This is a genomic window from Thalassiella azotivora, from assembly GCF_054781695.1.
In genome coordinates this window covers 123781-143361 of sequence record NZ_BAAGTX010000003.1, presented here as the reverse complement: position 1 = coordinate 143361, position 19581 = coordinate 123781, and the positions used below count along the sequence as shown (strand labels likewise).

The window sequence follows — 19581 nt, the reverse complement described above, 5'->3', positions numbered from 1 at the left end:
CTCCCGCCCGTCCTCCGTCCGTCGTCCGCCCACCGTCCCGTCCGTCGCCCGTCCGGGGGATCGCACCCGGGCGGGCGACGGCACGTCGTTGTACCGTTCAAGGACCGGGACGCACGGCCCCGGCGGGCGAGACGAGGGGGCACGGGGACTTGTCGGGGACCTCCCTGGTGCTCCACGGCGACTTCGGGCCGTTGCACCACCTGGCCGCCGCCGCGCACCTGCTGTACACCCACGGCCGCAACGACGCCGCCGTGAGCAGGTCCCGCGAGGGGCTGGCACTGGCCACCGCCGCGGGCGACGAGCGGACCGTGCGGTTCCTGCGGTACGTGGCCGGCATCGCCGCCCAGGAGTCGGGCCGGCACGCCGAGGCCGTCACGTGGGCCCAGGAGCTGCTCGCCGACGTCGACCCGGTCGTCGAGCCGTACTGGCGCGCGAAGGGTCTGGCGCTGCTCGCGGAGGCCTGCACGTCGACGGGCGAGATGACCCGGGCGATGGACGCCCTCGCGGAGGGGGCGTACCTCGTCGCGAGGCACCCGTCGAACCGCTACAACCACATGTCCGCGGGGATGGCCGTGGCGATCGCCCTGCGCTCGCTCATGCTCTTCGAGCAGTCGGAGGAGATGCTCGCCGCGGGGTCGACGTCCGACCCGTACCTCGACCTGCTCGTGCAGCAGGAGACGGCGTTGCTGCACCTGCAGTGGGGCGCGACGGTGGACCTGGTCGGCCGCGACGCGGACGCCCGCGCCCGGTACCGCGTCGCGCTGTCCACGGCGCTGAGGATGCAGGCCCTGGCCCGGGTGTGCGGTGACGACGACATGCACGCCAAGGCGCTGCTGTACCAGGCGGTCGTGTGGGAGCGGTGGGGTGAACCGGGGCTGGCCGAGTCCGCCGTCCGCGACGCCCTGGCGTCCGGCCCGCAGCGGGCGGGCACGGTGGAGCGCGACCTGAGCGAGCTCACCCTCGGTCGCGTGCTCGCCGGGCGCGGGCGGTTCGCCGTCGCCCGCGAGCACCTGGCGGCGGCGGTCCGCGGCGCGGAGCGCGCCGGCCGCGACGTCTGGGCGGCCGCCGCGCTGACGGCCACGGCCGAGGTCGACGAGGCCGAGTCCGGCTACCACCCGGCGGTGGGCCGGTGGCGGTGGCTCGCCCGGGCGGTGATGGAGCGGATGTGGCACGACCGGGAGGGCCGGTTCTCGGCGCTGCAGGCGCGGATGCGGGTGCGCGAGCTGATGGACCGCACGGGCCGCATGGAGCAGGAGGTGCTCGAGGACCCCCTGACCGGCCTGGGCAACCGGCGCCGCCTCGCCGAGCACGTCGCCGGCAGCGACCGGGACCTGTCCGTCGTGTTCGTCGACATCGACCGGTTCAAGGACGTCAACGACACCTTCTCGCACGAGGTCGGCGACCTGGTGATCCTGCGCCTGGCCGACATCCTGCGGACCCACTGCCGGGTCGAGGACGTCGTCGTGCGCTACGGCGGCGACGAGTTCCTCGTGGTCGTGTCGGGCGACCCCGCGGCCGCCCGGACGATCGCCGGACGGATCCTGCAGGCGGTCCGGGAGTCCTCGTGGCACGACCTCGCCCCGGGGCTGCGGGTGACCGTCTCGGTGGGCCTGGCGACCTCGCTGCCGGCCCCGGACGCCCTCGGGGCGGCCGACTCGGCGCTGTACAGCGCCAAGCGCGCCGGACGTGACCAGCTCGTGGTGTTCTGAGCGGCGGGGCGGGGGCGGGCCGCGTCGCGGTGGTGGGACGATGACCCGGTGAGCCTGTACCGCGACGAGGGTGTCGTGCTGCGCACCCAGAAGCTGGGGGAGGCCGACCGGGTCGTCACCCTGCTGACGCGGTCGACCGGTCGCGTCCGCGCCGTGGCCAAGGGGGTGCGGCGCACGTCGAGCCGCTTCGGGGCGCGGCTGGAGCCGTTCATGCACGTCGACGTCCAGGCGTACGCGGGCCGGTCGCTGGACGTCGTCACCCAGGTGGAGACGCTGGCGCCGTACGCCCGCACGGTGGCCGGGGACTACGCGCGGTACACCGCCGGGACGGCGATGCTCGAGACCGCCGAGCGCCTGACACCGGTGGAGCGGGAGCCCGCGACCCAGCAGTTCCTCCTGCTGCTCGGCGCGCTGCGGACCCTCTCGGACGGCGCGCACGACCCCACCCTCGTCCTCGACGCGTTCCTGCTGCGGTCCATGGCGGTCGCCGGGTGGGCGGCGAGCTTCGAGGACTGCGCGCGCTGCGGCGCCGCCGGTCCGCACCGGGCCTTCGCGGTGGCCATGGGAGGCTCCGTGTGCCCGCAGTGCCGTCCACCGGGGTCGGCGGCACCGGCGCCGGCGACCGTCGCGCTGCTGGCGGCGCTGCTCACCGGGGACTGGGACGTCGCCGACGCCAGCGACACGCGGTCCCGGCGGGAGGGCAGCGGTCTGGTCGCCGCCTACCTGCAGTGGCACCTGGAGCGGGGGGTCCGGTCGTTGCGGCTGGTGGAGCGGGCATGAGGACGTCGGGACGCCGGGCACGCCGCGCAGCAGGGTCGACGCCCGGGGCCGGGACGGCGCAGCAGCCGGTCGCGCCGCCGGCGCACGCCACCGGCGCGCGCCCGCCGACGGTGCCGGTCGAGCTGGTGCCCGCGCACGTGGCGATCGTGATGGACGGCAACGGTCGCTGGGCGAACCGCAGGGGCCTGACGCGCACGGCCGGCCACGAGGCGGGGGAGTCGGCGCTGTTCGACGTCGTCGCCGGCGCCCTGGAGATCGGGGTGCGCCACCTGTCGGTGTTCGCGTTCTCGACCGAGAACTGGAAGCGCTCCCCCGAGGAGGTGCGCTTCCTCATGGGCTTCAACAAGCAGGTGCTGCGGCGACGTCGCGACGACATGGCGCGCTGGGGGGTGCGGATGCGCTGGACGGGCCGCCGTCCGCGGCTGTGGACCAGCGTCATCCGCGAGCTGGAGGAGGCCGAGCGGCTGACCCGGCACAACGACCGGCTGACCCTGAACATGTGCATCAACTACGGCGGCCGTGCGGAGATCGCCGACGCGGCCCGGGCCATCGCCGTCGAGGCGGCGGCGGGGCGGCTGGACCCGACGCGGGTCGACGAGCGGACGGTGCAGCGCTTCCTCGACGAGCCGGACCTGCCGGACGTCGACCTGTTCCTGCGCACCTCCGGTGAGCAGCGGATCTCGAACTTCATGCTGTGGCAGTCGGCGTACGCGGAGCTGGTCTTCCTGGACGAGCTGTGGCCGGACGTCGACCGCCGGCACCTGTGGCGCGCGATCGAGGCGTACGCCCGCCGGGACCGCCGGTACGGGGGAGCGGTGGACGCCGCGGACGGACGCGGCGGTCAGCCGGGTCCGCCGACGCCCGGCGCCTGAGGCCGACCCCGGGTCGGGTCAGCCGCGCAAGGGGGTCAGGCGCTGGCGCACTCGGCGCAGGTGCCGAAGACCTCGACCTGGTGCTCGACGTCGGTGAACCCGTGCGCGTCGGCGACCCGGGCGGCCCAGCGCTCCACGGGGGCGTCCTCGACCTCCTCGGTGCGTCCGCAGCCCCGGCAGACGAGGTGGTGGTGGTGGTGCCTGCCGCAGCGCCGGTAGACGGCCTCGCCGTCGTCGGTGCGCAGGACGTCGACCTCACCGTCCTCCACCATCCCCTGCAGGGCCCGGTACACGGTCGCCAGGCCGATGCTGGTGCCGCGCTCACGCAGGTCGGCGTGGATGTCCTGGGCGCTGCGGAACGTCTCCTGGGTGTCGAGGAACTCCTGAACGGCCGTGCGCTGGCGGCTGGCCTTACGAGCCTGGACGGGCATGCCTGCACCTTCGCGTGGGGTCGTCCCGGGGGGCCGCCGGTCGGCGCGCCGGGCCCCGGTGGGGGCGCTGGTCATCGTAGGTCCGGACGCGCCGACGTCCCGGCCGGCCCCCGGCCGGCGGGTTCCGGTTCGTCCCCGCCCGCGGTGCGGCCGGTGGGCCCGCCCGGCGGGCAGTGCTCGTCGTAGTGGTCGCCGTGGGCGGCGTGCCGGTGCCCGTCGTGCACGAAGTCGACGTGGTCGCCGTGCGGGACGGTGGGGTGGCCGCACCCCGCACCGTGCTCGTGCGGGTGGTACCCGGCGCGGGGGTCGCGACGACGGGCCAGTGCGGCGCGGGCCCACGTCCCGAGCGCCGTCAGCAGGAAGACGCCGATGGCCAGGACGACGATCGTGCCGCCGGACGGGGTGTTGGCGTAGTACGAGGTGGCGACACCGCCGACGCTGGTGATGACGCCGACGACGACGGCGGTCAGCAGCGTGCCGCGGAAGCTGCGCGCCACGAGCTGGGCCACCGCGTTCGGCACGATCATCAGGGCCGAGATGAGCAGCAGGCCGACGACGCGCATCGACACGACGACGGTGACGGCCGTCAGGACGGCGAGCGTCAGGTTGAGGCCGAGCACCGGCAGCCCGGTGGCGCGCGCGTGCTCCTCGTCGTTGCTGACCGCGAACAGCCGCGGCGCGAGCAGCGCGACGGTGCCCAGGACGACGGTCCCGAGCAGCCCGAACACCCACAGGTCGGACGTCGTCGTCGTGGTGATGGCGCCGAACAGGTAGGCGTTGAGGTTGGCGGCGCTGCCGTCGGGCGACAGGCTGATCAGGACGACGCCACCGGCGATGCCGCCGTAGAACAGCACCGCGAGGACGACGTCCGCGCTGGTGCGGCCCTGCGCCCTGAGCACCTCGATCAGCACGGCGGCCGCGACCGCCGCGACGAGCGCCGTCCACACCGGGCTGGTGCTCGTCAGCACCCCGGCCGCCACGCCGGCCAGGGCCACGTGCCCCATGCCGTCGCCGATGAGGGCGAGCCGTCGCTGCACCAGGAAGGTGCCCACGACGGGTGCGGTCAGGCCGACGAGCAGCGCCGCGAGCAGCGCGCGCTGCATGAAGGCCGTCTCGAGCAGCTCCACGTCACGCCCCCCAGGTCGGTTCGGCGACCCATCCCGGGCGCGCGGTGGTCTCGTCCTCGTCGTCGTGGTGGGTGTGCTCGGCCAGCTCGAGCAGGCCGTCGGACGCCCCCACCATCGACGGCAGCAGCGGGCCGTCGTAGCGCGGCCTGCCCTCGTGCATGACGACGGCGCGGCTGACGACGGGGACGAGCGGACCGACCTCGTGGGTGACGACGAGCATCGTCACGTCGCGGTCGGCGAGCGAGCGGAGCGTCTCGCTGAGGCTGCGCTGGTGCGAGGTGTCGACGCCCGCGGTCGGCTCGTCCATCACCAGGACGTCCGGCTCGCTGGCCAGGGCCCGGGCGATGAGCACCCGCCGCTGCTGCCCGCCGGACAGCTCGGCCACCGACGCCGTCGCCCGGTCGGCCAGCCCCACCGTGGCGATGGCCTCGTCCACGGCCTGCCGGTCGCGTCGCCCGAGCCGGCCGAGCACCGACAACCGCGGCAGCCGGCCGGACGACACGACCTCGCGCACCGTGGCCGGCACGGTGCCGCCGACCGTGTGCCGCTGGGGGACGTAGCCGATCCGGGCGCGGTCGCGGAACCGCTGCACGGGCACGCCGAACAGCTCGACGGCCCCGGACTGCAGCTGGGCCAGGCCCAGCAGGCCCCGCACCAGGGTGGACTTGCCCGAGCCGTTGGCGCCGAGCACGGCCACCACCTCACCGGCGTCCACCCGCAAATCGACGTCGCGCACCACGGGGGTGCCGGCGTAACCGATCGTCGCGCCCCGCAGCGCCACGACGGGGGTCGGGGGCCCGCCCGTCACGGGCAGGACTGCCCCTCGCGCAGCGTCTCCAGGTTGGCGAGCATGACCTCACGGTAGTCCGAGCCGGCCGACTCGTCGGTCAGTCCCTCGATCGGGTCCAGGACGGCGGTGCGGGCACCGGTCTCCTCGGCCACGGTCCGGGCGACGGCGGGGTCGACGAGCGTCTCGTAGTAGACGGTGCTGACCGCGTGCTGGGTGACGAACTCGGTGACGGCGGCGAGGTCCTGGGGCCGCGGGTCGCTCTCGGGGCTCAGGCCGCTGATCCCGACCTGCTCGAAGCCGTACCGGTCCGCGAGGTACCCGAACGCCTCGTGGCTGACGACGAGGTCGCGGCTCGCGCACCCGGCCAGGCCGGCCTCGAGCTCGGCGTCGAGGGCCTCGAGGTCGGCGCGCAGGGCCTCGGCGTTGGCGCGGTAAGCGTCCGCGCCGTCGGGGTCGACGGCGGAGAGCCGCTCGGCGACCGCGTCACCGACGTCGGCCAGCCGCGTGGGGTCGAGCCAGAAGTGCGGGTCGGTGGCGCCGTGGCCGTGGTCGTCGTCGGCGTGCTCGTCCGAGTGCTCGTCGGCGTGCTCGTCGGCGTGCTCGTCCTCGGCGTGGTCGTCGGCGTGGTCGTCGGCGTGCTCGTCCGGGTGGTCGGCGTCCGCGCCGTCGTCGCCGTCCGACAGCCGGGCCGCGTCGGTCACGTCGAGGGCGTGGTCGGCCGCCTCGGCCTCGACGGCGTCGTCGACGGCGGGCTGGAAGTCCGCCAGGTAGACGACCAGCGCGGCGTCGGAGAGCCGCGCGACGTCGCGGGGGGCGAGCTCGAGGTCGTGCGGCTCGGCGCCCGGCTTGGTCAGGTTGGTCACCGACACCCGGTCGCCACCGACCTGGGCGACGGCGTACTCGAGGGGGTAGAAGCTCGCGACCACCGGCACCCCGCCGTCCCCGGTCCCCGAGGACCCGTCGGCGGTCCCGCAGGCGCCGAGGCCGAGAGCCGAGCCGAGCAGGAGGGCGGTGAGGGCACGAGGTCGCTGCATAGAACGATTATCAGTTCGCGATGGCGAGGAAGTCAAAACGGTTCTCAGGCACCGGCCCCCGGAGGTCGGTCAGGTGAGCCGCGCCAGCGCGGTGACGAGCAGCACCGTGAGGACACCGGCGCGCAGCACCCGGTGCCCCGTGGACAGCCGCGGCCACACCAGCCACGTGATCCAGCCCAGCGCGCCGACCACGAGCAGCAGCAGCAGGCCACCCGGCCACGACCCCAGCAGGAGCGCGCCCAGCAGCAGGGCCCCGACCGCCAGCGCCGTCACCGGAACCGGGACCGCGCGCAGTCGCTCCAGCACCGGCAGCGTCGCGGCAGCGGCCCGCTCCCGCCGGCGCTCGCTCCCGGTGCGCCCGCCGGCGCCGTCCGGCCGGTGGCGTTCGGGGGGTGACGGCGCGACCATGCCAGCATCGTGGCAGAGCTCCGGGCCCCCGGCGCCCCTCGATGCTTCCCGACGCCCGTCGACACCCCGGAGGTCCGCCGTGCTCGTGGTCAACCGCTACACGGTGGCGGAGTCCGACGCCGAGGAGTTCCTCGCGCTGGCCGGCCCCGTGCTGGAGGCCCTCGCGGCCCGCCCCGGCTACCTCGGCGGGCAGGTCGGGCGCAGCACCGACGAGGTGGACCGGTGGGTGGTCGTCACCCGGTGGGAGGGGGTCGGCGCCTACCGCCGCGCGCTCGGGTCCTACGAGGTCAAGGTCCGCACCGCGCCGCTGATGCACCGTGCCGTCGACGAGCCCGGCGCGTACGAGGTGCTGGTCGACCAGCCGGTGGGCGCGGCGGCCTCGACGGCGGCCTCCGACCGGGCCCCGGCGGACGCCGGGAGGCCCGGTCCCGGCCGCTAGGCTGGTCGACCCCGGGCGCTCGCCCGGGTCCGCCGACACCCAGCCGGATGGAGTGATCCGCACCGTGGCCGCACCCAGCACGATCGAGTCCGTCGTCAGCCTCTGCAAGCGCAGGGGCTTCGTCTACCCCTCCGGGGAGATCTACGGCGGTACCCGCTCCGCCTGGGACTACGGCCCGCTCGGCGTCGAGCTCAAGGAGAACATCAAGCGGCAGTGGTGGCGGTCCGTCGTCACGGGCCGCGAGGACGTCGTCGGCCTGGACTCCTCGATCATCCTGCCCCGCCAGACGTGGGTCGCCTCCGGGCACGTGGGCGCGTTCACCGACCCGCTCACCGAGTGCCGGTCGTGCCACAAGCGGTTCCGGGCCGACCACCTGCAGGAGGAGTACGAGGAGAAGAAGGGCCGCGCGCCGGAGAACGGCCTCGAGGACATCCCCTGCCCGTCCTGCGGCAACCGCGGGGTGTGGACGGAGCCGCGCGACTTCAACATGATGCTCAAGACGTACCTCGGCCCCGTCGAGGACGAGTCCGGGCTGCACTACCTGCGTCCCGAGACGGCGCAGGGCATCTTCGTGAACTTCCTCAACGTCATGTCCAGCGCGCGCAGGAAGCCGCCGTTCGGCATCGGCCAGATCGGCAAGTCGTTCCGCAACGAGATCACGCCGGGCAACTTCATCTTCCGCACCCGCGAGTTCGAGCAGATGGAGATGGAGTTCTTCGTCGAGCCGGGAACGGACGAGGAGTGGCACCAGTACTGGATCGACCAGCGGACCGAGTGGTACGTCGACCTCGGCATCTCGCGGGAGAACCTGCGCCACTACGAGCACCCGAAGGACAAGCTCTCCCACTACTCCAAGCGCACCGTCGACATCGAGTACCGGTTCCGGTTCGCCGGCTCCGAGTGGGGTGAGCTCGAGGGGATCGCCAACCGCACCGACTTCGACCTCGGCACCCACGCCCAGCACTCCGGCACGGACCTGTCCTACTTCGACCAGGCCAAGGGCGAGCGGTGGACGCCGTACGTCATCGAGCCGGCGGCCGGCCTGTCCCGCTCGCTGATGACCTTCCTCGTCGAGGCCTACACCGAGGACGAGGCGCCGAACACCAAGGGCGGTGTCGACAAGCGGGTGTCGCTGCGGCTCGACCCCCGGCTGGCGCCGGTCAAGGCGGCGGTGCTGCCGCTGTCGCGCAACGAGGCGCTGTCCCCGAAGGCGAAGGACCTCGCGGCCGAGCTGCGGCGCAGCTGGAACGTCGAGTTCGACGACGCGGGCGCGATCGGCCGGCGCTACCGCCGGCAGGACGAGATCGGGACGCCGTTCTGCATCACGGTCGACTTCGACACCCTCGAGGACCAGGCCGTGACGATCCGCGAGCGCGACTCCATGGCGCAGGAGCGGGTCGCCCTCGACAAGGTGACGGACTACCTGGCGCCGCGGCTGCTGGGCTGCTGACGCCCGGGGTCGGGGGCCCGGCCCGCCCGCGGGTTGGGAGCGGGGGGCGGGTGCGAAAGACTGTGCCCGTGCCCCCGACCCTGCCCCCGCTGCGCATCGGCCCGCACACGGTGCCCTCGCCCGTGGTGCTGGCGCCGATGGCCGGCATCACCAACCAGGCCTTCCGGGCCCTCTGCCGCGGATTCGGTCCCGGCGGGGTCTACGTCAGCGAGATGGTCACCTCCCGCGCGCTCGTCGAGCGGACGCCGGAGTCGATGCGGCTGATCCGGCACGACCCGGACGAGTCCCCGCGCAGCGTGCAGCTGTACGGCGTCGACCCGGCGACCGTCGGTGCCGCCGTCCGCCTGCTCGTGCAGGAGGACCACGCCGACCACGTCGACCTGAACTTCGGCTGCCCGGTCGCGAAGGTCACCCGCAAGGGCGGCGGGGCCGCGCTGCCGTGGAAGTCGGACCTGTTCACCGCCATCGTCCGCGCCGCGGTGCGCGCGGCCGAGCCCGCCGGTGTGCCCGTCACGGTGAAGATGCGCAAGGGGGTCGACGACGAGCACCTGACCTACCTGGACGCCGGCCGCTCGGCCGTCGAGGAGGGAGCCGCCGCGGTCGCGCTGCACGCGCGCACGGCGGCGCAGTTCTACTCGGGCACCGCTGACTGGGACGCGGTCAGCCGGCTGCGCGACGCGCTGCCCGCCGACGTCCCGGTGCTCGGCAACGGCGACGTGTGGTCGGCGGAGGACGCCGTGGCCATGGTCACCAAGACCGGGTGCGACGGTGTCGTCGTGGGACGCGGCTGCCTCGGACGGCCCTGGCTGTTCGCGGACCTGACCGCGGCCTTCGAGGGGCGGCCGGAGCGGGTCCGCCCGCCGCTCGGCTTCGCCGTCGCGACGATGCGACGGCACGCCGAGCTGCTGACCGACCACTACGGCGACGAGCTGCGCGCCTGCCGGGACATCCGCAAGCACGTCGCGTGGTACCTCAAGGGGTACCCGGTGGGGCATCGGGTGCGGACGGGCCTGGCGACCGTCACCGACCTCGCCGCCCTGGACGCCCTGGTGGCCGACCTCGACCCGGACGAGCCGTGGCCGGGGGAGGCCGCGGAGGGCCCGCGCGGTCGCACCGCGGCCGCCAAGCGGGTCGCCCTGCCGGACGGGTGGCTGGACGGCCGCGAGCTCACCGGCGCGTCGCTGGACGCCGTGCGCGAGGCCGAGCTGTCGGTGAGCGGCGGGTGAGCGCGGGTCCCGTGGGTGTGCTCCGGTTGCTGCGGGCCGCGCTGCTCCTCGTCGTCCTGGGGGTCGTCGCCCTGGTCGCCGTGACCGCCGCGCGCGTCCTGGCCCACTCCGACGAGGACGACCGCCGACCCAGCGACGCGATCGTCGTCCTGGGTGCCGCGCAGTTCAACGGCCGGCCGGGCCCGTACCTCGAACCGCGGCTGGAGCACGCCCTGGCGCTGTACGAGCAGGGGGTCGCCCCGGCCGTGGTCACCACCGGCGGGGGGCAGCCGGGGGAGGAGTTCACCGAGGCGGAGGCGGGGCGCGACTGGCTGGTCGACCGCGGTGTCCCGCAGGACGCGGTGGTCGTCGTGGCGCGCGGCGTCGACACCCGCGGCAGCCTGTGGGCGGCCGCCGCGGAGATGCGCGACCGCGGGTGGGAGACCGCGGTCGTGGTCACCGACCCATGGCACTCGCTGCGCTCGACGGAGATGCTGCGCCACCAGGGGGTCGACGCGGTGAGCTCGCCCACCACCAGCGGGCCGTCCACGGCGGGCGGCTGGTCCACGGTCACGTACACCGCGCGGGAGACGGCCGCCTACCTGCACTGGATCTGGCTGCGGGTGACGACGTGAGCGTGCCTCCCGACCAGGCGGCGGCGCCGGCCGGGGACGGGTACGGCCCGGCCGACCGCGAGCGCTGGGTGACCGAGCCGCGCAAGCGGCCCGGACGCGGTGACTTCGCCCGCGACCGGGCCCGCGTCCTGCACTCCTCGGCGCTGCGGCGGCTCGGTGCCAAGACCCAGGTCGTCGGCCCGGGCACCGACGACTTCGCCCGCACCCGGCTGACCCACAGCCTGGAGGTGGCGCAGGTTGGCCGGGAGCTGGCCGCCGCGTTCGGCTGCGACCCGGACGTCGTGGACGCCGCCTGCCTGGCCCACGACCTGGGGCACCCGCCGTTCGGCCACCACGGCGAGCGGGTCCTCGACGAGGTCGCCGCGGGGATCGGGGGGTTCGAGGGCAACGCCCAGACGCTGCGGCTGCTGACGCGCCTCGAGCCGAAGGTGGTGGACCCCGGGCCGCCGCAGCGACCCGCCGGGCTGAACCTCACCCGCGCCAGCCTGGACGCCGCGACCAAGTACCCGTGGCGCCGCGGCGAGGCCCCGGACGGCGGGGCGAAGTTCGGGGTCTACGACGGCGACCTCGAGGTGTTCCGCTGGCTGCGCGAGGGGGCGCCGTCCGCGCGCCGGTCGTTCGAGGCGCAGGTGATGGACCTCGCCGACGACGTGGCGTACAGCGTCCACGACGTCGAGGACGCCGTCGTCGGCGGCTGGCTCGACCCCGGGCTGCTCGGGCGGGACGGCCCCCGCGAGCAGGTGCTGCGCACCGCCGCGGTCGGGTACGCGCCGCGGCTGGGGGAGGCGGACCTGGACACGGCGCTGGAGCGGCTGCGCGCCACCCCGTACTGGGTGCACGGCTTCGACGGCGGGCGGGCGGGCCTGGCCGCGCTCAAGGACATGACCAGCCAGCTCATCGGGCGGTTCTGCGCGGCGGCGGAGCTGGCGACCAGGGAGGCGTTCGGGCCCGGGCCGCTGCGGCGGCACGCCGCCGACGTCGTCGTCCCGTCCGGGACGCTGGCCGAGATCGCCGTCCTGAAGGCGACGGCCGCCGTCTTCGTGATGCGGGCGCACGGGCGCCGCCGCGTGTACGAGCGGCAGCGGGCCGTCGTCACCGAGCTGACGGGGGCGCTGGTGGAGGCCGGTCCGGCTGCCCTGGAGCCCGCGTACGCCGCGGACCTGCGCGCCGCCGCCGAGGCCGACGACGACGCCGCCCGGCTCCGGACGGTCGTCGACCAGGTGTCGGTGCTCACCGACGCCAGCGCCGTGGCGTGGCACCGGCGGCTGTGCAGGCCGCGCCGCGCCGGGGGCTGAGCGGCACCTAGACTCCGCTCGTGGCAGGCCGGATCCGACGCGAGGACGTGGACGCCGTCCGCGAGCGCGCCCGGATCGAGGAGGTCGTCGGCGAGCACGTCACGCTCAAGTCCGCCGGGGTCGGCTCCATGAAGGGGCTCTGCCCGTTCCACGACGAGCGGACGCCCTCGTTCCACGTCCGCCCGCAGGTGGGCTTCTTCCACTGCTTCGGCTGCGGCGAGGGCGGCGACGTCATCTCGTTCCTGCAGAAGGTCGACCACCTGACCTTCACCGAGGCGGTCGAGCGGCTCGCCGGCCGGGTCGGGGTCCAGCTGCGCTACGAGGACGGCGGTCCCGCCCGCTCCGAGGACACCGGCCGCCGCCAGCGGCTGCTGGACGCCCACCGGGCCGCGGAGGACTTCTTCCGCGAGCAGCTGGCGTCACCGCAGGCGCAGGTCGGCCGCCGGTTCCTGGCCGAGCGGGGGTTCGACCGGCAGGCCGCCGAGCAGTTCGGGGTGGGTTTCGCCCCGCAGGGGTGGGACGCCCTGCACCGCCACCTGCGTGGCCGGGGGTTCACCGACGTCGAGCTGGTCACCTCCGGGCTGCTCAGCCAGGGCTCCGGGCGCGGGCCGTACGACCGTTTCCGCGGGCGGCTGGTCTGGCCGATCCGCGACATCACCGGCGCCACGGTCGGCTTCGGCGCCCGCAGGCTGCTCGAGGAGGACCAGGGCCCCAAGTACCTCAACACGCCAGAGACCCCGCTGTACCGCAAGTCCCAGGTGCTCTACGGGATCGACCTGGCCAAGCGGGAGATCGCCCGGCGCAAGCAGGTCGTCGTGGTCGAGGGGTACACCGACGTGATGGCCTGCCACCTGTCCGGGGTGCCGACCGCCGTGGCCACGTGCGGCACCGCGTTCGGCACCGACCACATCAAGGTGGTGCGCCGGCTGCTCGTGGACGACGACGCCTACTCCGGCGAGGTGGTGTTCACCTTCGACGGGGACGAGGCGGGCCAGAAGGCCGCGCTGCGGGCGTTCGAGGAGGACCAGCGGTTCGTCGCCCAGACGTTCGTGGCCGTGGAGCCGAACGGCCTGGACCCGTGCGACCTGCGGCAGGCGAAGGGGCCGGACGCCGTCCAGGAGCTGGTGGCGACCCGCCAGCCGCTGTTCGAGTTCGCGATCCGCTCCACGCTGGCCCGCTTCGACCTCGACACGGCGGAGGGCCGGGTCCAGGCGCTGCGGGCCGCGGCCCCGGTCGTGGCGCAGATCCGCGACAGCTCGTTGCGGCCAGAGTACTCCCGTCAGCTCGCGGGCTGGCTCGGGATGGACGTGGACGAGGTGCGCTCCACCGTCGCGCGGGCGCTGAAGGCCGGCGTGAAGCCCGCGCAGACGCCACCGCGGCAGCGCCAGCCGGACGCCCCCCGACCGGCCGGGGCAGCCGCGGGGGCCCCGGGCGGGCCGGCGGCCCGCGGGCCCGGTGAGCCCGGCTCCGCCACGGCGGAGGTGACGTCGCCACCCCCGCCGGGGTACCGCCGTCCGGACCCCCGAGACCCGGTGAGGCGCACCGAGCGCCAGGTCCTGGAGGTCGTGCTGCAGGTGCCGCACCTCGTCCCGGCCGGTGAGCTCTCGATGCTGGACGCGGAGACGTTCACGGCGGCCGCGTACCGGGCGGTCTTCGACGCCGTCACGGTCGCCGGCCCGCCGCCGTCCTCGCCCGACCCGTCCTGGGCCGAGCGGGTCCGCGAGCAGACGCCCACCGTGCTGTCCGGGCTGATCACGGAGCTCGCCGTCGCGCCGCTGCCGGCGACGCCCACGGACGTCGGCCTGGCCCGCTACGCCGCGTCCATCGTCACCGCGCTGCGGGAGGTGCAGATCGGTCGGGCGAAGGCCGCGCTGCACTCACGGCTGCAGCGCGCGCAGGACGCCGACCAGGCGGCGATCCTCGCCGAGCTGCAGGCCCTCGAGCAGCAGCGCCGGGCGCTGCGGCAGGAGTGACCGACGGTGGGTGACGGTGACGCGGTGCCGACGGGTCGGCGGGGCTGGGGTGGTCGGCTGCGCCGGTTGGTGCGGGGCGAGGCGGGCGGCCCGCCGGGTGAGGTCCTGGTGGCCCTCGCGCTGGGGCGCCGGGAGCGGGTGCTGGCGGCGAGCCCCACCGCCGAGGGCGGGTGGGCCGTGGGGACGGACCGCGGGTTCGCGCTGGTCGGCGCGGACGGTGCCGTGCTGGACCGCCCCTGGTCGGACGTCGACACGGCGGCCTGGGACGACGTCGACGGCGTCCTGGCGGTGGTCTGGGTCGGCGGTCGCACCACCTGGGTCCGGCCGGAGCGGCCGGCCGCGCCCGCGACGCGACGGTGGCTGCAGGTGGTCCGCGAACGGGTGGACGCGACGGTCGTGGCGACGCACCGGGTCGAGGTCGCCGGTCGCGGCGGCGCGCGGCTCGTCGCGCGCAGGGTGGGTGACGCCCTCGTGCTGCAGGTGCTGCCCGACCGGGGCACCGACCTGGACGCCCCGGACGTCGCGGCGGCGGTCGCGCAGGGCCGTGCGGTGCTCGAGGACCAGGTGGGTCCGCTGACCTGAGCGGGGGACGGGGTGGACGGACCACACCTGCCGCTTTGCTACGATTCCACCGCCCCCTGACGGGGTGCGTCCTTCCCGCGTAGCTCAATTGGCAGAGCATCCGACTGTTAATCGGACGGTTACTGGTTCGAGTCCAGTCGCGGGAGCACCTGACGGCCCCTCACCTGCACCAGGTGGGGGGCCGTCGTCCGTCCGGGCCCCGGCCAGCTGCCGGGCGGGTGAACGCGGGGCCCGGTCGCGTCACATCGTGGGCGAACGGTCGTCACAGCGTCGGGGGTGTGCCGCATCATTCGAACCGTGAAGCCCAAGACCGCGGCCGTGCTCACCGCCGCCACCCTGACCATCGCGGGGGCCCTCGTCCCCGTCCCCTCCCTGGCGGCGGGAGCCGACCGCACGGTCGCGCCCTCCGCCCTGACCGTCTCCGAGCCGCAGCGCGGCCAGGGCGAGCTGGCCCCGGCCCCGGCGCTGTCCGGTGCGACCTCGTCCGCTGCCCAGCAGTCCCCAACCGGTTCGGAGCCCCAGGCTGCCGTGGACGGCAACGCGGGGACGTTCCACCCGTTGGTGCCCGAGCGGCTGCTCGACACCCGGCTGGGCCTCGGTGCCCCGAAGGCCGCGGTCCCCGCCGGCGGGACCGTCGACCTGCTCGTGGCGGGCCGTGCGGGGGTTCCGACGACGGGGGTGTCGGCGGTCGTCGTCAACGTCACCGCGGTCGGCACCACCGCTCCCACGTGGGTGGCGGCGTGGCCGACCGGCGCTCCGCGGCCCGCGACGTCCAACCTGAACCTGCGGGGCGGGGGCGAGAACCGCGCGAACCTGGTCACCGTGGCCCTGGGTGCGGGCGGCAGCATCTCGCTGTTCAACGCGGCCGGCTCGGCGCACCTCCTGGTGGACGTGCAGGGCTACTACGCGGCGGCCGACGGCGCCCTCGGCGGCGGCTACCACCCGATCGAGCCGACGCGCTCGTACGACAGCCGCCCCTGGGGCGAGGCGTGGGAGCCAGGTGGCGACTGGCTCGCTCCCGTCGAGGTGCCTGGCATCGACGCGTCGCGCGTGACCTCCGTGGTCGTCAACGTGACGGCGGTGAACCCGACCGCGGACGGCTACCTGTCCCTGTACGGCCCGACCGGTTCCGGTGAGGTCTCCAACGTCAACTTCCGCGCCGGCCAGACCACCCCGAACGTCGCCGTCGTCGAGGTCGGGGTGGAGGTGGACGGGACGTTGAGCATCGGTGTCTTCAACTCCAACGGCATCACGGACGTCGTCATCGACGTCCTGGGGTGGTACGACGCGCAGGACAGCGACGTGGACGGCTTCCGGTTCACGCCCTCGTCTCCTGCCCGGGTGCTGGACACCCGGACCGGTGTCGGTGGGGGCGGTGGTGCCCTGGGCGGCTGGACGTACCGCACGGTCCCGACGAGCGCCGTGGCTCCCAACGCCAAGGCTGTGGTCGCCAACGTCACCGGGGTGGACGCCTCGGCGACGACGTGGCTGGGGGTGTCGCCGGAGTGGGGTGTGCCCGGGTCCTCGACGCTGAACCTCAGCCGCGGGGAGACGCGGCCGAACGCCACGGTCGCGCGGACGAACAGCACGCAGAACGGGTTCTCCGTGTTCAACGCCGAGGGGAGCACGCACGTCCTCGTCGACGTGTTCGGCTGGTTCGAGTGACCTGACGGGGCGGCACCCCGTCAGCACGAGGAGGACCGCACGGCCCCTCACCTGCGCCAGCGGGTGAGGGGCCGTCGCCGTTCCGGCACGCTGCGCGACCGTTTGGCGACGATGCGTCGCGCCCGCGTCACGTCCCGCGGAAACACCCGTCACGGTGTCGGCCGGGTACGCCATGATGCGCGGCGTGAAGCCCAAGATCGCGGCCGTTCTCACCGCCGCCACGTTGACCCTCGCCGGGGCCCTCGTCCCCGTCCCCTCCCTGGCCGCCGGCCAGTCCGGCCCCGCGGTCACCGCGACCGCCCCCCTGGCGACTCCAGACCACCCGCGCCGCGGTGACGGCGAGCTGGCCCCGCCGCCTGCGCTGTCCGGGGCACCGTCGGTCGGCGACGGAGCGCCGGCACCTGCTGAGGCGGCGGCGTCGGCCGCCTTCGAAGGTAACGAGGGGACGTTCCACGCGGTCAAGCCCGACCGGCTGCTCGACACGCGTTCCGGCCTCGGGGCGCGTCGCGGCGCCCTGCCCGGCGGCAGCAGCATCGACCTCCTCGTCGCGGGTCGTGCGGGTGTGCCGACGACGGGAGTGTCGGCGGTCGTGGTCAACGTCACCGCGGTCGAGACGACCGTTCCCACGTGGGTGGCGGCGTGGCCCACCGGGGCCCCGCGTCCGGCGACGTCCAACCTGAACCTGCGGGGTGGTGGTGAGAACCGGGCGAACCTGGTGACCGTGGCTCTGGGGGAGCGCGGCAGCATCTCGCTGTTCAACGCCGCCGGGTCGGCCCACCTGCTGGTCGACGTCCAGGGCTACTACGCCACAGCGGACGGCGCGCTCGGTGGTGGCTACCACCCGATCGAGCCCACGCGCGCGTACGACAGCCGCCCCTGGGGCGAGGCATGGGACCCGAACAAGGCCTACCTCGTCGCTGTGGAGGTCCCGGGTCTCGACGTCGCGCGGGCGACGTCCGTGGTCGTCAACGTCACGGCGGTGAACCCGACCGCGGACGGTTACGTGGGTCTGTTCGGACCGTCCGGCTCCGGTGAGGTGTCCAACATCAACTTCACGGCGCGGAAGGACACCCCGAACCTCGCCGTCGTCCCGGTGGGTACCGACGCAGACGGCGTGCTGGTGATGGGCGTCTACAACTCCAACGGCTGGACGGACATCGTGGTCGACGTGCTCGGCTGGTACGACGCGCAGGACACGGAGTGGGACGGGTACCGGTTCACGCCGTCGGCTCCCTCGCGGGTCCTGGACACCCGCACCGGCATCGGCGGTGGCGCCCTGGGCGGCTGGACGTACCGCACGGCCCCCACGAGTGCCGTGGCTCCGAACGCCAGGGCCGTGGTCGCCAACGTGACCGGGGTGGACGCCTCGGCGACGACGTGGCTCGGGGTGTCGCCGGAGTGGGGTGTCCCCGGGTCGTCGACGTTGAACCTGAGCCGTGGGGAGACGCGGCCGAACGCCACGGTGGTCCGGACGAACAGCGGGCAGAGCGGGTTCTCGGTGTTCAACGCCGAGGGGAGCACGCACGTCCTCGTCGACGTGTTCGGCTGGTTCGAGTGACCTGACCTGACCTGGCAGTCGCCGCTCCCAAGGGTGCCCCCGGAGAGTGCCGGACGGCCCCTCACCTGCACCAGCGGGTGAGGGGCCGTCGCCGTTCCGGCACGCTCCGCGAGCACATGGCCACGGTGCGTCGCCGCTGCGTCGTGTCCGCGTCACGTTCTGCGGAAACACCCGTCACGGTGTCGGTCGGGTGCGCCATGATGCGCGGCGTGAAGCCCAAGATCGCGACCGTTCTCACCGCCGCCACGTTGACCGTCGCCGGGGCCCTCGTCCCGGTTCCCTCCCTGGCCGCCGGTGCGTCCGGCCCCGCGGTCACTGCGTCCGCTCCCCTGACGACTCCCGACCACCCGCGCCGCAGTGACGGCGAGCTGGCCCCGCCGCCTGCGCTGTCCGGGGCACCGTCGCTCGGCCAAGGGACGCAGGCACCTGCCGAGGCGGGGGCGTCGGCCGCCTTCGACGGCAACGAGGGGACGTTCCACGCGGTCAAGCCCGACCGGTTGCTCGACACGCGCTCCGGCCTCGGGGCGCGTCGCGGCCCACTTGCTGGCGGCAGCAGCATCGACCTCCTCGTCGCGGGCCGCGCGGGGGTGCCGACGACGGGGGTGTCGGCGGTCGTTCTGAACGTCACCGCGGTCGAGACGACCGCTCCGACGTGGGTGGCGGCGTGGCCGACCGGGGCGCCGCGTCCCGCGACGTCCAACCTCAACCTGCGCGGTGGTGAGAACCGGGCGAACCTGGTCACCGTGGCTCTGGGGGAGCGGGGCAGCGTCTCGCTGTTCAACGCGGCCGGGTCGGCCCACCTGCTGGTGGACGTCCAGGGCTACTACGCGACCGCGGACGGTGCGCTCGGTGGCGGTTACCACCCGATCGAGCCCACGCGCGCGTACGACAGCCGCCTGGGGGGTCAGGCGTGGGAGTCGAACGAGGCCTGGCTCGTCCCCGTGGAGGTCTCAGGCGTCGACACCGCGCGGGCGACGTCCGTAGTCGTCAACGTCACGGCGGTGAACCCGACCGCGGACGGTTACGTCAGCTTGATCGGACCGTCCGGCACCGGTGAGGTGTCCAACATCAACTTCGCGGCCTGGCAGAGCACCCCCAACCTCGCCGTCGTCCCGGTGGGTACGGACGAGCACGGCGTGCTGGTGATGGGCGTCTACAACTCCAACGGCTGGACGGACATCGTGGTCGACGTGCTCGGCTGGTACGACGCGCAAGACACCGAGTGGGACGGGTACCGGTTCACCCCGTCTGCTCCCTCGCGGGTGCTCGACACGCGCAGCGGCGTGGGCGGCGCCGGTGGTGCGCTGGACGGCTGGACGTACCGCGCCGTCCCCACCGACGCCGTTGCTCCGGGGGCCCGGGCCGTGGTCGCCAACGTGACGGGGGTGGACGCCACCGCGACGACGTGGCTCGGCGTGTCCCCGGAGCCAGGAGTCCCGGGGTCGTCGACCCTCAACCTCAACCGCGGGGAGACGCGGCCGAACGCCACGGTCGCCCGGACGAACAGCACGCAGAACGGGTTCTCGGTGTTCAACGCCGAGGGGAGCACGCACGTCCTCGTCGACGTGTTCGGCTGGTTCGAGTGACCTGACCGCACGGACCCCGTCAGCACGAGAACGCCGAGCGGC

General features: G+C 74.7%; 18 protein-coding genes and 1 tRNA gene. 14 read left to right on the top strand and 5 right to left on the bottom strand.

All coding sequences use genetic code 11. The features are described from left to right. Nucleotides 1-149: 149 nt before the first annotated feature. Genes ACYVQV_RS03435 through ACYVQV_RS03425 form a run of 3 tightly spaced genes read left to right on the top strand, consistent with a single transcriptional unit; the run spans nucleotide 150 to nucleotide 3361 of the window. Nucleotides 150-1709 carry a diguanylate cyclase gene (locus ACYVQV_RS03435; protein WP_461021854.1) on the top strand — a complete coding sequence of 520 codons (1560 nt, stop codon included), beginning with the start codon at nucleotides 150-152 and terminating at the stop codon, nucleotides 1707-1709. A 48-nt stretch (nucleotides 1710-1757) separates the two neighbouring features. Continuing rightward, nucleotides 1758-2489, top strand: coding sequence for a DNA repair protein RecO (gene recO, locus ACYVQV_RS03430; protein ID WP_461021853.1), 732 nt, complete (start codon nucleotides 1758-1760; stop codon nucleotides 2487-2489). Further along, complete coding sequence (locus tag ACYVQV_RS03425) at nucleotides 2486-3361, top strand: isoprenyl transferase (protein WP_461021852.1); 876 nt, start codon at nucleotides 2486-2488, stop codon at nucleotides 3359-3361. The genes recO and ACYVQV_RS03425 overlap by 4 nt, the downstream gene beginning before the upstream one ends. Nucleotides 3362-3396: 35 nt before the next feature. Here the strand turns inward: ACYVQV_RS03425 and ACYVQV_RS03420 are convergent, their stop codons facing one another. The 5 genes from ACYVQV_RS03420 to ACYVQV_RS03400 form a co-directional block, all read right to left on the bottom strand. Further along, nucleotides 3397-3792: a Fur family transcriptional regulator gene (locus tag ACYVQV_RS03420; RefSeq protein ID WP_461021851.1), complete on the bottom strand. Its 396-nt coding sequence runs from the start codon at nucleotides 3790-3792 to the stop codon at nucleotides 3397-3399. Nucleotides 3793-3863: 71 nt separating this feature from the next. Continuing rightward, entirely contained in the window at nucleotides 3864-4895 is a 1032-nt protein-coding gene (locus tag ACYVQV_RS03415; protein WP_461021932.1) for a metal ABC transporter permease, read from the bottom strand. Nucleotides 4896-4920: 25 nt separating this feature from the next. Beyond that, nucleotides 4921-5727 (bottom strand): metal ABC transporter ATP-binding protein, encoded by an 807-nt coding sequence (locus tag ACYVQV_RS03410; RefSeq protein ID WP_461021850.1) that lies wholly within the window; start codon nucleotides 5725-5727, stop codon nucleotides 4921-4923. Further along, complete coding sequence (locus ACYVQV_RS03405) at nucleotides 5724-6743, bottom strand: metal ABC transporter substrate-binding protein (protein WP_461021849.1); 1020 nt, start codon at nucleotides 6741-6743, stop codon at nucleotides 5724-5726. Before ACYVQV_RS03405 ends, ACYVQV_RS03410 begins: the two co-directional genes overlap by 4 nt. Before the next feature lie 69 nt (nucleotides 6744-6812). Continuing rightward, entirely contained in the window at nucleotides 6813-7151 is a 339-nt protein-coding gene (locus ACYVQV_RS03400; RefSeq protein WP_461021848.1) for a DUF6703 family protein, read from the bottom strand. Between the two features lie 79 nt (nucleotides 7152-7230). Between ACYVQV_RS03400 and ACYVQV_RS03395 the strand changes: the two genes are divergently transcribed. The 11 genes from ACYVQV_RS03395 (at nucleotide 7231) to ACYVQV_RS03345 (ending at nucleotide 19539) form a co-directional block, all read left to right on the top strand. Next, entirely contained in the window at nucleotides 7231-7590 is a 360-nt protein-coding gene (locus ACYVQV_RS03395) for an antibiotic biosynthesis monooxygenase family protein (RefSeq protein ID WP_461021847.1), read from the top strand. A gap of 64 nt (nucleotides 7591-7654) precedes the next feature. Beyond that, nucleotides 7655-9040, top strand: coding sequence for a glycine--tRNA ligase (locus tag ACYVQV_RS03390; protein ID WP_461021846.1), 1386 nt, complete (start codon nucleotides 7655-7657; stop codon nucleotides 9038-9040). A 62-nt stretch (nucleotides 9041-9102) separates the two neighbouring features. Next, the gene (gene dusB / locus ACYVQV_RS03385) at nucleotides 9103-10266 is read left to right on the top strand and encodes a tRNA dihydrouridine synthase DusB (protein WP_461021931.1); all 1164 of its coding nucleotides are present in this window, start codon (nucleotides 9103-9105) and stop codon (nucleotides 10264-10266) included. Continuing rightward, nucleotides 10263-10880, top strand: coding sequence for a YdcF family protein (locus tag ACYVQV_RS03380; RefSeq protein WP_461021845.1), 618 nt, complete (start codon nucleotides 10263-10265; stop codon nucleotides 10878-10880). The genes dusB and ACYVQV_RS03380 overlap by 4 nt, the downstream gene beginning before the upstream one ends. Then, nucleotides 10877-12175, top strand: coding sequence for a deoxyguanosinetriphosphate triphosphohydrolase (locus ACYVQV_RS03375; protein WP_461021844.1), 1299 nt, complete (start codon nucleotides 10877-10879; stop codon nucleotides 12173-12175). Before ACYVQV_RS03380 ends, ACYVQV_RS03375 begins: the two co-directional genes overlap by 4 nt. A gap of 20 nt (nucleotides 12176-12195) precedes the next feature. After that, on the top strand, nucleotides 12196-14148 hold the full coding sequence (dnaG, locus tag ACYVQV_RS03370) for a DNA primase (RefSeq protein WP_461021843.1): 1953 nt from the start codon (nucleotides 12196-12198) through the stop codon (nucleotides 14146-14148). Between the two features lie 24 nt (nucleotides 14149-14172). Further along, nucleotides 14173-14730 (top strand): hypothetical protein, encoded by a 558-nt coding sequence (locus ACYVQV_RS03365; protein WP_461021842.1) that lies wholly within the window; start codon nucleotides 14173-14175, stop codon nucleotides 14728-14730. Between the two features lie 73 nt (nucleotides 14731-14803). After that, a tRNA-Asn gene (locus ACYVQV_RS03360) sits at nucleotides 14804-14876 on the top strand. 151 nt (nucleotides 14877-15027) lie between these two features. Continuing rightward, on the top strand, nucleotides 15028-16395 hold the full coding sequence (locus tag ACYVQV_RS03355; protein WP_461021841.1) for a hypothetical protein: 1368 nt from the start codon (nucleotides 15028-15030) through the stop codon (nucleotides 16393-16395). Between the two features lie 184 nt (nucleotides 16396-16579). Then, a complete protein-coding gene (locus ACYVQV_RS03350) occupies nucleotides 16580-17953 on the top strand; it encodes a hypothetical protein (protein ID WP_461021840.1) in 1374 nt (457 codons plus the stop codon). Nucleotides 17954-18162: 209 nt separating this feature from the next. After that, nucleotides 18163-19539, top strand: coding sequence for a hypothetical protein (locus ACYVQV_RS03345; RefSeq protein WP_461021839.1), 1377 nt, complete (start codon nucleotides 18163-18165; stop codon nucleotides 19537-19539). The last annotated feature ends 42 nt before the right edge of the window (nucleotides 19540-19581 follow it).

What these genes read in the sequence shown, in the direction of transcription:
- ACYVQV_RS03425 (WP_461021852.1), top strand. Translation starts at nt 2,486, where the DNA reads ATGAGGACGTCGGGACGCCGGGCACGCCGCGCAGCAGGGTCGACGCCC.
- ACYVQV_RS03420 (WP_461021851.1), bottom strand. Translation starts at nt 3,792, where the DNA reads ATGCCCGTCCAGGCTCGTAAGGCCAGCCGCCAGCGCACGGCCGTTCAG.
- ACYVQV_RS03415 (WP_461021932.1), bottom strand. Translation starts at nt 4,895, where the DNA reads ATGCAGCGCGCGCTGCTCGCGGCGCTGCTCGTCGGCCTGACCGCACCC.
- ACYVQV_RS03405 (WP_461021849.1), bottom strand. Translation starts at nt 6,743, where the DNA reads ATGCAGCGACCTCGTGCCCTCACCGCCCTCCTGCTCGGCTCGGCTCTC.
- ACYVQV_RS03400 (WP_461021848.1), bottom strand. Translation starts at nt 7,151, where the DNA reads ATGGTCGCGCCGTCACCCCCCGAACGCCACCGGCCGGACGGCGCCGGC.